The sequence below is a fragment of the Nonlabens tegetincola genome, from assembly GCF_002954355.1.
Taxonomy (GTDB): Bacteria; Bacteroidota; Bacteroidia; order Flavobacteriales; family Flavobacteriaceae; genus Nonlabens; species Nonlabens tegetincola.
Window position 1 is genome coordinate 1 of sequence record NZ_MQVV01000001.1, and the last position, 12,645, is coordinate 12,645.

General features: G+C 43.0%; 18 protein-coding genes and 4 pseudogenes. All 22 read left to right on the plus strand.

From position 1 onward, the window contains the following. The first annotated feature begins 131 nt into the window (after positions 1-131). The 22 genes and pseudogenes from BST93_RS00005 (at position 132) to BST93_RS00065 (ending at position 12,405) form a co-directional block, all read left to right on the plus strand. Positions 132-329 (plus strand): hypothetical protein, encoded by a 198-nt coding sequence (locus BST93_RS00005; protein ID WP_105017625.1) that lies wholly within the window; start codon positions 132-134, stop codon positions 327-329. 28 nt (positions 330-357) lie between these two features. Continuing rightward, positions 358-411: pseudogene (locus BST93_RS14690) on the plus strand (hypothetical protein); the annotation flags it as partial. A gap of 27 nt (positions 412-438) precedes the next feature. Next, positions 439-564: a hypothetical protein gene (locus BST93_RS14695; protein ID WP_373420719.1), complete on the plus strand. Its 126-nt coding sequence runs from the start codon at positions 439-441 to the stop codon at positions 562-564. Further along, positions 536-727, plus strand: coding sequence for a hypothetical protein (locus BST93_RS13975; RefSeq protein ID WP_146104947.1), 192 nt, complete (start codon positions 536-538; stop codon positions 725-727). The genes BST93_RS14695 and BST93_RS13975 overlap by 29 nt, the downstream gene beginning before the upstream one ends. Before the next feature lie 28 nt (positions 728-755). Beyond that, complete coding sequence (locus tag BST93_RS14700; protein ID WP_373420720.1) at positions 756-935, plus strand: thrombospondin type 3 repeat-containing protein; 180 nt, start codon at positions 756-758, stop codon at positions 933-935. Then, on the plus strand, positions 899-1,258 hold the full coding sequence (locus BST93_RS00010; RefSeq protein WP_105017626.1) for a hypothetical protein: 360 nt from the start codon (positions 899-901) through the stop codon (positions 1,256-1,258). The genes BST93_RS14700 and BST93_RS00010 overlap by 37 nt, the downstream gene beginning before the upstream one ends. Before the next feature lie 50 nt (positions 1,259-1,308). Further along, positions 1,309-1,569: a hypothetical protein gene (locus BST93_RS00015; protein ID WP_105017627.1), complete on the plus strand. Its 261-nt coding sequence runs from the start codon at positions 1,309-1,311 to the stop codon at positions 1,567-1,569. After that, positions 1,532-1,711 (plus strand): hypothetical protein, encoded by a 180-nt coding sequence (locus tag BST93_RS13980; protein WP_146104948.1) that lies wholly within the window; start codon positions 1,532-1,534, stop codon positions 1,709-1,711. The genes BST93_RS00015 and BST93_RS13980 overlap by 38 nt, the downstream gene beginning before the upstream one ends. A 158-nt stretch (positions 1,712-1,869) precedes the next feature. After that, a complete protein-coding gene (locus BST93_RS00020; RefSeq protein ID WP_105017628.1) occupies positions 1,870-2,139 on the plus strand; it encodes a hypothetical protein in 270 nt (89 codons plus the stop codon). Between the two features lie 48 nt (positions 2,140-2,187). Then, positions 2,188-2,484 (plus strand): thrombospondin type 3 repeat-containing protein, encoded by a 297-nt coding sequence (locus BST93_RS00025; protein ID WP_146104949.1) that lies wholly within the window; start codon positions 2,188-2,190, stop codon positions 2,482-2,484. Positions 2,485-2,531: 47 nt separating this feature from the next. Further along, positions 2,532-2,732 (plus strand): thrombospondin type 3 repeat-containing protein, encoded by a 201-nt coding sequence (locus tag BST93_RS14905; protein WP_506736963.1) that lies wholly within the window; start codon positions 2,532-2,534, stop codon positions 2,730-2,732. Positions 2,733-3,009: 277 nt separating this feature from the next. Then, positions 3,010-3,132, plus strand: a complete 123-nt coding sequence (locus BST93_RS14390) for a hypothetical protein (RefSeq protein WP_258150446.1) — start codon at positions 3,010-3,012, stop codon at positions 3,130-3,132. 114 nt (positions 3,133-3,246) lie between these two features. Then, a complete protein-coding gene (locus tag BST93_RS00030; protein ID WP_105017630.1) occupies positions 3,247-3,633 on the plus strand; it encodes a hypothetical protein in 387 nt (128 codons plus the stop codon). A gap of 11 nt (positions 3,634-3,644) precedes the next feature. Continuing rightward, positions 3,645-3,980, plus strand: coding sequence for a thrombospondin type 3 repeat-containing protein (locus BST93_RS00035; protein ID WP_105017631.1), 336 nt, complete (start codon positions 3,645-3,647; stop codon positions 3,978-3,980). Positions 3,981-4,250: 270 nt separating this feature from the next. Then, positions 4,251-4,358: pseudogene (locus BST93_RS14705) on the plus strand (hypothetical protein); the annotation flags it as partial. 245 nt (positions 4,359-4,603) lie between these two features. Then, positions 4,604-4,729, plus strand: coding sequence for a hypothetical protein (locus tag BST93_RS14395; RefSeq protein ID WP_258150447.1), 126 nt, complete (start codon positions 4,604-4,606; stop codon positions 4,727-4,729). A 97-nt stretch (positions 4,730-4,826) separates the two neighbouring features. Continuing rightward, a complete protein-coding gene (locus BST93_RS00040; protein WP_146104950.1) occupies positions 4,827-9,209 on the plus strand; it encodes a hypothetical protein in 4,383 nt (1,460 codons plus the stop codon). After that, complete coding sequence (locus BST93_RS00045; RefSeq protein ID WP_105017633.1) at positions 9,206-9,889, plus strand: hypothetical protein; 684 nt, start codon at positions 9,206-9,208, stop codon at positions 9,887-9,889. The genes BST93_RS00040 and BST93_RS00045 overlap by 4 nt, the downstream gene beginning before the upstream one ends. Next, the gene (locus BST93_RS00050; protein WP_105017634.1) at positions 9,838-10,797 is read left to right on the plus strand and encodes a hypothetical protein; all 960 of its coding nucleotides are present in this window, start codon (positions 9,838-9,840) and stop codon (positions 10,795-10,797) included. Before BST93_RS00045 ends, BST93_RS00050 begins: the two co-directional genes overlap by 52 nt. Further along, a pseudogene (locus BST93_RS00055) lies at positions 10,707-11,116 on the plus strand (T9SS type B sorting domain-containing protein). Before BST93_RS00050 ends, BST93_RS00055 begins: the two are co-directional and overlap by 91 nt. Positions 11,117-11,168: 52 nt before the next feature. Then, positions 11,169-12,113: pseudogene (locus BST93_RS00060) on the plus strand (PorP/SprF family type IX secretion system membrane protein). Position 12,114: 1 nt separating this feature from the next. After that, a complete protein-coding gene (locus BST93_RS00065; RefSeq protein ID WP_105017636.1) occupies positions 12,115-12,405 on the plus strand; it encodes a hypothetical protein in 291 nt (96 codons plus the stop codon). Positions 12,406-12,645 lie beyond the last annotated feature (240 nt).

Genomic DNA, 12,645 nt, shown 5'->3' on the forward strand with positions numbered 1-12,645 from the left:
ATGGAGTACGGATGCTGATGAGATTAATGGTCCAGATGGAGATCCAATACAGCAGACGGAACTGATCCAAACGATGCATGTAGTTATGATCCATCAAGTGTTACGTTAGCAAGTAACGAGTATGATAGATTGTGGATGGAGACGGAGTAACGGATGCTGATGAGATGCACAGGAACGATCCAAACGATGCATGTAGTTACAATGTTGCAGATGTAACAGTATCAGTAACGAGTACAGTAGATTGTGATGGCGATGGAGTGATAGATGCTGATGAGATAGCAGACGGAACGATCCGAACGATGCGTGTAGTTATGATCCAGCAAGTGTAACAGTAGCAGTAACAAGTAAGTAGATTGTGATGGAGACGGAGTAACGGATGCTGATGAGATAGCAAACGGAACGGATCCAAACGATGCATGTAGTTATAATGTTGCAGATATTACAGTATCAGTAACCAGCACAGTAGACTGTGATGGAGATGGAGTAACGGATGCTGATGAGATTAATGGTCAGATGGTGATCCATAATACAGCAGATGGAACCGATCCAAACGATCCATGGTAGTTATGATCCATCAAGTGTTACGTTAGCAGTAACGAGTATGGTAGATTGTGATGGAGACGGAGTAACGGATGCTGATGAGATAGCAAACGGACCGATCCAAATGATGCATGTAGTTACAATGTTGCGATGTAACAGTAGCAGTAACAAGCACAGTAGATTGTGATGGCGATGGAGTAACCGATGCTGATGAGATAGCAGACGGAACCGATCCGAACGATGCGTGTAGTTATGATCCAGCAAGTGTAACAGTAGCGGTAACAAGTAACGTAGATTGTGATGGAGACGGAGTAACGGATGCTGATGAGATAGCAAACGGAACGGATCCAAACGATGCATGTATTATAATGTTGCAGATATTACAGTATCAGTAACCAGCACAGTAGACTGTGATGGAGATGGAGTAACGGATGCTGATGAGATTAATGGTCCAGATGGTGATCCAAATACAGCAGATGGAACCGATCCAAACGATCCATGTAGTTATGATCCATCAAGTGTTACGTTAGCAGTAACGAGTATGGTAGATTGTGATGGAGACGGAGTAACCGATGCTGATGAGATACAAACGGAACCGATCCCAACGATGCATGTAGTTACAATGTTTGCAGATGTAACAGTAGCAGTAACAAGCACAGTAGATTGTGATGGAGATGGAGTAACGGATGCAGATGAAGTAAATGGACCCAGATGGTGATCCAACAACACCAGATGGAACGGATCCAACTGATGCATGTGATTATATAGATGGAGCTGCAACCGTACCAGCAACGAGCATGGGAGACTTGTGACGGAGATGGAGTAACGGATGCCGATGAGATTAATGGTCCAGATGGAGATCCAGCGACACCAGACGGAACAGATAGTAATGACGCCTGTGATTATGATGTGGCAGATATAAGTTTACCAGTAACCAGCACAGTAGACTGTGATGGCGATGGAGTAACTGTGCGATGGATTAACGGACCAGATGGTGATCCGCTACAGCAGATGGAACGATCCAAATGATCCATGTGATTACGATCCAGCAAGTGTTACGTTAGCAGTAACGAGTATGGTAGATTGTGATGGAGACGGAGTAACGGATGCTGATGAGATAGCAGCAGGACCGATCCAAACGATCCATGTAGTTACAATGTTTCTGATGTAACGGTAGTAGTAACAAGCACAGTAGATTGTGATGGAGATGGAGTAACGGATGCAGATGAAGTAAATGGACCAGATGGTGATCCAACAACACCAGATGGAACGGATCCAACTGATGCATGTGATTATATAGATGGAGCTGCAACCGTACCAGCAACGAGCATGGGAGACTGTGACGGAGATGGAGTAACGGATGCCGATGAGATTAATGGTCCAGATGGAGATCCAGCGACACCAGACGGAACAGATAGTAATGACGCCTGTGATTATGATGTGGCAGATATAAGTTTACCAGTAACCAGCACAGTAGACTGTGATGGAGATGGAGTAACGGATGCTGATGAGATTAATGGTCCAGATGGAGATCCAAATACAGCAGATGGAACCGATCCAAACGATCCATGTAGTTTGATCCATCAAGTGTTACGTTAGCAGTAACGAGTATGGTAGATTGTGATGGAGACGGAGTAACGGATGCTGATGAGATACCGCAGGAACCGATCCAAACGATGCATGTATTACAATGTTACAGATGTAACAGTAGCAGTAACGAGCACAGTAGATTGTGATGGCGATGGAGTAACCGATGCTGATGAGATAGCAGACGGAACCGATCCGAACGATGCGTGTAGTTATGATCCAGCAAGTGTAACAGTAGCAGTAACAAGTAACGTAGATTGTGATGGAGACGGAGTAACGGATGCTGATGAGATAGCAAACGGAACGGATCCAAACGATGCATGTAGTTATAATGTTGCAGATATTACGTATCAGTAACCAGCACAGTAGACTGTGATGGAGATGGAGTAACGGATGCTGATGAGATTAATGGTCCAGATGGTGATCCAAATACAGCAGATGGAACCGATCCAAACGATCCATGTAGTTATGATCCATCAAGTGTTACGTTAGCAGTAACGAGTATGGTAGATTGTGATGGAGACGGAGTAACGGATGCTGATGAGATAGCAGCAGGAACCGATCCAAACGATGCATGTAGTTACAATGTTGCAGATGTAACGTAGTAGTAACAAGCACGGTAGATTGTGATGGAGATGGAGTAACGGATGCAGATGAAGTAAATGGACCAGATGGTGATCCAACGACACCAGATGGAACCGATCCAACTGATGCATGTGATTATCTAGATGGAGCTGCAACCGTACCAGCAACGAGCATGGGAGACTGTGATGGAGATGGATAACGGATGCCGATGAGATTAATGGTCCAGATGGAGATCCAACGACACCAGACGGAACAGATAGTAATGACGCCTGTGATTATGATGTAGCAGCGATTACATTGCCAGTAACCAGCACAGTAGATTGTGATGGAGATGGAGTAACGGATGCCGACGAGATAGCAGCGGAACCGATCCAAACGATGCATGTAGTTACAATCTTAGTAACGTTTCAGTTCCAGTGACGAGCACAGTAGATTGTGATGGAGATGGAGTACGGATGCCGATGAGATTAATGGTCCAGATGGAGATCCAGGAACATCAGATGGTACAACCCTAACGATCCATGTGATTACAACGTGTCACAAATAACAGTAGCGGTAACAAGTAACGTAGATTGTGATGGCGATGGGGTGATAGATGCTGATGAGATAGCAGACGGAACCGATCCGAACGATGCGTGTAGTTATGATCCAGCAAGTGTGACAGTAGCAGTAACAAGTAACGTAGATTGTGATGGAGACGGAGTAACGGATGCTGATGAGATAGCAAACGGAACGGATCCAAACGATGCATGTAGTTATAATGTTGCAGATATTACAGTATCAGTAACCAGCACAGTAGACTGTGATGGAGATGGAGTAACGGATGCTGATGAGATTAATGGTCCAGATGGAGATCCAATACAGCAGACGGAACCGATCCAAACGATCCATGTAGTTATGATCCATCAAGTGTTACGTTAGCAGTAACGAGTATGGTAGATTGTGATGGAGACGGAGTAACCGATGCTGATGAGATAGCAAACGGAACCGATCCAAACGATGCATGTAGTTACAATGTTGCAGATGTAACAGTAGCAGTAACGAGCACAGTAGATTGTGATGGCGATGGAGTGATAGATGCTGATGAGATAGCAGACGGAACCGATCCGAACGATGCGTGTAGTTATGATCCAGCAAGTGTAACAGTAGCAGTAACAAGTAACGTAGATTGTGATGGAGACGGAGTAACGGATGCTGATGAGATAGCCGCAGGAACGGATCCAAACGATGCATGTAGTATAATGTTGCAGATATTACAGTATCAGTAACCAGCACAGTAGACTGTGATGGAGATGGAGTAACGGATGCTGATGAGATTAATGGTCCAGATGGAGATCCAAATACAGCAGACGGAACCGATCCAAACGATGCATGTAGTTATGATCCATCAAGTGTTACGTTAGCAGTAACGAGTATGATAGATTGTGATGGAGACGGAGTAAGGATGCTGATGAGATAGCCGCAGGAACCGATCCAACGATGCATGTAGTTACAATGTTGCAGATGTAACAGTAGCAGTAACGAGCACAGTAGATTGTGATGGCGATGGAGTAACCGATGCTGATGAGATAGCAGACGGAACCGATCCGAACGATGCGTGTAGTTATGATCCAGCAAGTGTAACAGTAGCGGTAACAAGTACGTAGATTGTGATGGAGACGGAGTAACGGATGCTGATGAGATAGCAACGGAACGATCCAAACGATGCATGTAGTTATAATGTTGCAGATATTACAGTATCAGTAACCAGCACAGTAGACTGTGATGGAGATGGAGTAACGGATGCTGATGAGATTAATGGTCCAGATGGTGATCCAAATACAGCAGATGGACCGATCCAAACGATGCATGTAGTTATGATCCATCAAGTGTTACGTTAGCAGTAACGAGTATGGTAGATTGTGATGGAGACGGAGTAACGGATGCTGATGAGATAGCGCAGGAACCGATCCAAACGATGCATGTAGTTACAATGTTGCAGATGTACCGTAGTAGTAACAAGCACGGTAGATTGTGATGGAGATGGAGTAACGGATGCAGATGAAGTAAATGGACCAGATGGTGATCCAACGACACCAGATGGAACGATCCAACTGATGCATGTGATTATCTAGATGGAGCTGCACCGTACCAGCACGAGCATGGGAGACTGTGATGGAGATGGAGTAACGGATGCCGATGAGATTAATGGTCCAGATGGAGATCCAACGACACCAGACGGAACAGATAGTAATGACGCCTGTGATTATGATGTAGCAGCGATTACATTGCCAGTAACCAGCACAGTAGATTGTGATGGAGATGGAGTAACGGATGCCGACGAGATAGCAGCCGGAACCGATCCAAACGATGCATGTAGTTACAATCTTAGTAACGTTTCAGTTCCAGTGACGAGCACAGTAGATTGTGATGGAGATGGAGTAACGGATGCCGATGAGATTAATGGTCCAGATGGAGATCCAGGAACATCAGATGGTACCAACCCTAACGATCCATGTGATTACAACGTGTCACAAATAACAGTAGCGGTAACAAGTAACGTAGATTGTGATGGCGATGGGGTGATAGATGCTGATGAGATAGCAGACGGAACCGATCCGAACGATGCGTGTAGTTATGATCCAGCAAGTGTGACAGTAGCAGTAACAAGTAACGTAGATTGTGATGGAGACGGAGTAACGGATGCTGATGAGATAGCAAACGGAACGGATCCAAACGATGCATGTAGTTATAATGTTGCAGATATTACAGTATCAGTAACCAGCACAGTAGACTGTGATGGAGATGGAGTAACGGATGCTGATGAGATTAATGGTCCAGATGGAGATCCAAATACAGCAGACGGAACCGATCCAAACGATCCATGTAGTTATGATCCATCAAGTGTTACGTTAGCAGTAACGAGTATGGTAGATTGTGATGGAGATGGAGTAACCGATGCTGATGAGATAGCAAACGGAACCGATCCAAACGATGCATGTAGTTACAATGTTGCAGATGTAACAGTAGCAGTAACGAGCACAGTAGATTGTGATGGCGATGGAGTGATAGATGCTGATGAGATAGCAGACGGAACCGATCCGAACGATGCGTGTAGTTATGATCCAGCAAGTGTAACAGTAGCAGTAACAAGTAACGTAGATTGTGATGGAGACGGAGTAACGGATGCTGATGAGATAGCCGCAGGAACGGATCCAAACGATGCATGTAGTTATAATGTTGCAGATATTACAGTATCAGTAACCAGCACAGTAGACTGTGATGGAGATGGAGTAACGGATGCTGATGAGATTAATGGTCCAGATGGAGATCCAAATACAGCAGACGGAACCGATCCAAACGATGCATGTAGTTATGATCCATCAAGTGTTACGTTAGCAGTAACGAGTATGATAGATTGTGATGGAGACGGAGTAACGGATGCTGATGAGATAGCCGCAGGAACCGATCCCAACGATGCATGTAGTTACAATGTTGCAGATGTAACAGTAGCAGTAACGAGCACAGTAGATTGTGATGGCGATGGAGTAACCGATGCTGATGAGATAGCAGACGGAACCGATCCGAACGATGCGTGTAGTTATGATCCAGCAAGTGTAACAGTAGCGGTAACAAGTAACGTAGATTGTGATGGAGACGGAGTAACGGATGCTGATGAGATAGCAAACGGAACCGATCCAAACGATGCATGTAGTTATAATGTTGCAGATATTACAGTATCAGTAACCAGCACAGTAGACTGTGATGGAGATGGAGTAACGGATGCTGATGAGATTAATGGTCCAGATGGTGATCCAAATACAGCAGATGGAACCGATCCAAACGATGCATGTAGTTATGATCCATCAAGTGTTACGTTAGCAGTAACGAGTATGGTAGATTGTGATGGAGACGGAGTAACGGATGCTGATGAGATAGCAAACGGAACCGATCCAAACGATGCATGTAGTTACAATGTTGCAGATGTAACAGTAGCAGTAACAAGCACAGTAGATTGTGATGGCGATGGAGTAACCGATGCTGATGAGATAGCAGACGGAACCGATCCGAACGATGCGTGTAGTTATGATCCAGCAAGTGTAACAGTAGCGGTAACAAGTAACGTAGATTGTGATGGAGACGGAGTAACGGATGCTGATGAGATAGCAAACGGAACGGATCCAAACGATGCATGTAGTTATAATGTTGCAGATATTACAGTATCAGTAACCAGCACAGTAGACTGTGATGGAGATGGAGTAACGGATGCTGATGAGATTAATGGTCCAGATGGTGATCCAAATACAGCAGATGGAACCGATCCAAACGATGCATGTAGTTATGATCCATCAAGTGTTACGTTAGCAGTAACGAGTATGGTAGATTGTGATGGAGACGGAGTAACCGATGCTGATGAGATAGCCGCAGGAACCGATCCAAACGATGCGTGTAGTTACAATGTTGTAGATATTACGTTAGCAGTAACGAGCACAGTAGATTGTGATGGCGATGGAGTGATAGATGCTGATGAGATAGCAGACGGAACCGATCCGAACGATGCGTGTAGTTATGATCCAGCAAGTGTTACGTTAGCAGTAACGAGTATGGTAGATTGTGATGGAGACGGAGTAACGGATGCTGATGAGATAGCAAACGGAACGGATCCAAACGATGCATGTAGTTATAATGTTGCAGATATTACAGTATCAGTAACCAGCACAGTAGACTGTGATGGAGATGGAGTAACGGATGCTGATGAGATTAATGGTCCAGATGGAGATCCAAATACAGCAGATGGAACCGATCCAAACGATCCATGTAGTTATGATCCATCAAGTGTTACGTTAGCAGTAACGAGTATGGTAGATTGTGATGGAGATGGAGTAACCGATGCTGATGAGATAGCAAACGGAACCGATCCAAACGATGCATGTAGTTACAATGTTGCAGATGTAACAGTATCAGTAACGAGCACAGTAGATTGTGATGGAGATGGAGTGACCGATGCTGATGAGATAGCAGATGGAACCGATCCAAACGATCCATGTAGTTATGATCCATCAAGTGTTACGTTAGCAGTAACGAGTATGGTAGATTGTGATGAAGATGGAGTAACCGATGCTGATGAGATAGCAAACGGAACCGATCCAAACGATGCATGTAGTTACAATGTTGCAGATGTAACAGTAGCAGTAACGAGCACAGTAGATTGTGATGGCGATGGAGTGATAGATGCTGATGAGATAGCAGACGGAACCGATCCAAACGATGCTTGTAGTTATAACGTAAGTAGCGTAACTGTACCAGTAACCAGCACAGTAGATTGTGATGGAGATGGAGTAATCGATGCTGATGAGATCAATGGTCCAGATGGAGATCCAGGTACACCAGATGGTACTAACCCTAACGATCCATGTGATTACAACGTGTCACAGATAACAGTATCAGTAACGAGCACAGTAGATTGTGATGGAGATGGAGTGACCGATGCTGATGAGATAGCAGATGGAACCGATCCAAACGATGCGTGTAGTTATGATCCAGCAAGTGTAACAGTATCAGTAACAAGTGGTGTAGATTGTGACGGAGATGGAGTAACGGATGCTGATGAGATAGCAGCAGGAACCGATCCAAACGATGCATGTAGCTACAATGTTGCAGATATTACGGTATCAGTTACTAGCACAGTAGACTGTGATGGAGATGGCGTGATAGATGCCGATGAGATTGCAGACGGAACCGATCCAAACGATGCTTGTAGTTATAACGTAAGTAGCGTAACTGTACCAGTAACCAGCACAGTAGATTGTGATGGAGATGGAGTAATCGATGCTGATGAGATCAATGGTCCAGATGGAGATCCAGGTACACCAGATGGTACTAACCCTAACGATCCATGTGATTACAACGTGTCACAAATAACAATAGCAGTAACAAGCACAGTAGATTGTGATGGCGATGGAGTAACCGATGCTGATGAGATAGCAGACGGAACCGATCCAAACGATGCGTGTAGTTATGATCCAGCAAGTGTGACTTTAGCAGTAACAAGTGGTGTAGATTGTGACGGAGATGGAGTAACTGACGCTGATGAGATAGCCGCAGGAACCGATCCGAACGATGCGTGTAGTTACAATGTTGTAGATATTACTGTAGCAGTAACGAGCACAGTAGACTGTGATGGAGATGGTGTGATAGATGCTGATGAGATTGCAGACGGAACCGATCCAAACGATGCTTGTAGTTATAACGAAAGTAGCGTAACTGTACCAGTAACCAGCACAGTAGACTGTGATGGAGATGGAGTAATCGATGCTGATGAGATCAATGGTCCAGATGGAGATCCAGGTACACCAGATGGTACTAACCCTAACGATCCATGTGATTACAACTTGTCACAAATAACAGTAGCAGTAACAAGCACAGTAGATTGTGATGGCGATGGAGTAACCGATGCTGATGAGATAGCAGACGAACCGATCCAAACGATGCGTGTAGTTATGATCCAGCAAGTGTGACTTTAGCAGTAACAAGTGGTGTAGATTGTGACGGAGATGGAGTAACTGACGCTGATGAGATAGCCGCAGGAACCGATCCAAACGATGCATGTAGTTATAATGTTGCAGATATTACAGTATCAGTAACCAGCACAGTAGACTGTGATGGAGATGGAGTGACAGATGCTGATGAGATTGCAGACGGAACCGATCCAAACGATGCTTGTGATTATGATCAAGGTAGTATTACAGTTCCAGTGACCAGCACAGTTGATTGTGATGGAGATGGAGTAACGGATGCTGATGAGATCAATGGTCCAGATGGAGATCCAAGTACACCAGATGGAACTAACCCTAACGATCCGTGTGATTACAACGTGTCACAAATAACAGTAGCAGTAACCAGCACAGTAGATTGTGATGGAGATGGAGTAACCGATGCTGATGAGATAGCAGACGGAACTGATCCAAACGATCCGTGTGATTTAAATGTTGGAAGTATTACGGTAGCTCAATCAGGAGACTATTTGTCAGCAGACTGTGATGGTGATGGAGTGACTAATGGAGACGAATTAACATCAGGAACAGATCCTAATGACCCATGTGATTACGATGCATCACAACAGGATGTGTCTGTTACTTCTCCAGGGTGCAAGGTGCTGATTGTGATGGTGACGGTGTTTCAAACGGTACCGAATTAAATGATGGAACCGACCCACAAGATCCTTGTAATTATGATGTGAACAGCCAAGATTTAACAATAGTAACATCAGTTTGGAATGCGCTAGACTGTGATGGTGATGGTGTTACTAACGGTGATGAAATAATCGATGGGACTGATCCAATTGATCCTTGTGATCTAATAGTAGGAAGTATTACTTTAACTCAAGGAGGCGATTTTCTAGATGCAGATTGTGACGGTGATGGAGTTACTAATGGTGATGAGATCGCAGACGGTACTGATCTAAATGATCCTTGTGATTATCTTACCACTAGTCAGACAATAGCTCCAAGTGATGAATGGGCTATGTTAGATTGTGATGGTGATGGAGTAACTAACGGACAGGAATTAATAGACGGGACTGATACTCAAGATCCATGTGATTATGACTCAATATCACAAGACGTAAGTCTGGCATCAGGAGCATGGGATGTCTTAGATTGTGATGGAGATGGCGTATCCAATATTGATGAATTATTCCCTCCAAACGGTGGAGATCCTACAGATCCACAAGATCCATGTAGTGTTAATCTAGATGATCAATCAACAACACCTTCTCAAGAATGGTTAGATGCAGATTGTGATATGGATAATGTTCCAAATGGAGTGGAACTTACAAGAGGTGATACAGATGGAGATGGTGTTCCAGATGTTTTTGATACCGATGATGATGGAGATGGTGTAGATACGATTTTTGAAGACTACGATGGTGATAATGATCCTACCGATCAAGACTCTGATGGAGATGGCATACCAGACTACCTAGATACAGACGATGATGGCGATGAATTGATACTATGGATGAAGGGCCAAATCCAGATGGAGATGGTAATCCAAACACAGGAGATACTAGTGATATCGATGGTGATGGAATTCCAGATTATCTAGATTCAGATCCACGTCGAATAAGAGTATGGAATGCAGTTACGCCTAATGAGGATGGTAGAAATGATTATTTCATATTAGAAGGTATTGAGAATTTTGAGAATACAGTTCATATCTATAATAGATGGGTATTGAGGTTTATAATACTGAGAATTACGATAATGAAACTCGTAGGTTTGAAGGTGTTTCAGAAGGACGAGTTACCGTCGAGCAAGGTGAGAAATTACCGACTGGTACATACTTCTATGTAGTAGAATATATAGATGATTTGGAAAAACTCAGAAATTGGCCGGTTATTTATACATCAGATAAAATGAAATAAATCTAGGCTTAGATGGAAGTCTAAGTCTAGATTAATTATTAAGAATACAAGCATGAAAAAATTAATAGTTGTCTTTGTTTTTTTCGCTTTCGCGAAAGCGTTAACAGCTCAACAGGATCCACAGTACAGTCAGTATATGTATAATCCGATAGTTATAAATCCGGCCTATGCTGGTAATCGCGGTGTAGCGAGTATAGTTGGATTACATCGTAGTCAATGGTTGGATTGGATGGAGCACCACGCACACAACTTTGTCGTTTCATACTCCTATTGCCAATAGTAGAGTAGGGTTAGGTTTGAGTGTTGTGAATGACGAAATAGGACCAGCTGATGAGACCTATGTAGCGGCAGATTTTATTATACGATTCCCGTAGGAGACGAGGCAAGATTAAGCTTTGGACTTAAGGGAGGAATCCACGTGTTAAATGTTGATTTTAATAAGCTAAATATTTTTGATCCAGGAGATCCTAGATTGAGTGAGAATGTAACAATAGATTGTCACCTACTGTAGGATTAGGACTGTATTATCATACGGAGAGGTTTTACGTAGGATTGAGTTCGCCTAATTTATTACAGACGGATCATTTTGATGAAGATAACGACACGAGTTCAGCCACGTTTATAGCAGAGGAGCGTATACACTTATTTGGAACCGTGGATATGTTTTTGATTTAAATGATAACATTAACGTTCAAGCCAGCTGGACTAGTAAAGATGGTACAAGGAGCACCTTTACAGGTTGACTAACGGCAAATTTCTTATTCAACGAGAAGTTCACAGTAGGAGCGGCCTATAGGTGGAGTGCTGCTGTTACTGGATTAGTAGATTTCAAATAAGTGATCAAATGATGATAGGATTTGCCTATGATCGCGAGACTACAGAATTAGGTAATGCGATATACAACGACGGTAGTTATGAATTATTCTTGCGATTTGAATTGTTCAACAGCTACGATAGAATTATCACACAAGATTCTTTTAATAAAATTAAAAGTTAAAATGAAATATTTAATTGTTATACTAGGATTAGTTTCCACGATATCTCTCGCTCAAGATAGAAATGTAATAGAGCCAGATAAAGTATATGATGAGTATGCTTTTATTGATGCACAACAAATGTATTTAAATATGTGGAGGACGTTACGGACAAGTAATGTCTATAAAAAACTAGGAGATACTTATTACTTCAATAACGACTATTCAAATTCACACAAATGGTATACAAAACTATTTGAGAATAACGATGGCGCAATAGAAAGTGAATACTATTTAGATATGTTCAAAGTTTAAAGCGGTAAAGGATTACGATAAGGCTGATGCGTTATTAGTAGAATATCAAAAAATTAAGGGAGCTGATTCTTTTACTGAAATTTTGTAAACGATAAAATTATCTTGAGATGATTGAACTTCAATCATGGAGATATACCATTAAAAATTTAGAGATAAATAGTGAGTCTCAAGAATTTGGAACCGCTTATCTTAATGGGAGTAATGAGTGGTATATCAGTTCAAAGGATTCTGCTTCTATGA

What these genes read in the sequence shown, in the direction of transcription:
- BST93_RS13975 (WP_146104947.1), top strand. Translation starts at nt 536, where the DNA reads ATGGAACCGATCCAAACGATCCATGGTAGTTATGATCCATCAAGTGTT.
- BST93_RS00010 (WP_105017626.1), top strand. Translation starts at nt 899, where the DNA reads ATGTATTATAATGTTGCAGATATTACAGTATCAGTAACCAGCACAGTA.
- BST93_RS00015 (WP_105017627.1), top strand. Translation starts at nt 1,309, where the DNA reads ATGGAGCTGCAACCGTACCAGCAACGAGCATGGGAGACTTGTGACGGA.
- BST93_RS13980 (WP_146104948.1), top strand. Translation starts at nt 1,532, where the DNA reads ATGGTGATCCGCTACAGCAGATGGAACGATCCAAATGATCCATGTGAT.
- BST93_RS00020 (WP_105017628.1), top strand. Translation starts at nt 1,870, where the DNA reads ATGGGAGACTGTGACGGAGATGGAGTAACGGATGCCGATGAGATTAAT.
- BST93_RS00025 (WP_146104949.1), top strand. Translation starts at nt 2,188, where the DNA reads ATGAGATACCGCAGGAACCGATCCAAACGATGCATGTATTACAATGTT.
- BST93_RS00035 (WP_105017631.1), top strand. Translation starts at nt 3,645, where the DNA reads ATGGTAGATTGTGATGGAGACGGAGTAACCGATGCTGATGAGATAGCA.
- BST93_RS14395 (WP_258150447.1), top strand. Translation starts at nt 4,604, where the DNA reads ATGGTAGATTGTGATGGAGACGGAGTAACGGATGCTGATGAGATAGCG.
- BST93_RS00040 (WP_146104950.1), top strand. Translation starts at nt 4,827, where the DNA reads ATGGAGCTGCACCGTACCAGCACGAGCATGGGAGACTGTGATGGAGAT.
- BST93_RS00065 (WP_105017636.1), top strand. Translation starts at nt 12,115, where the DNA reads ATGAAATATTTAATTGTTATACTAGGATTAGTTTCCACGATATCTCTC.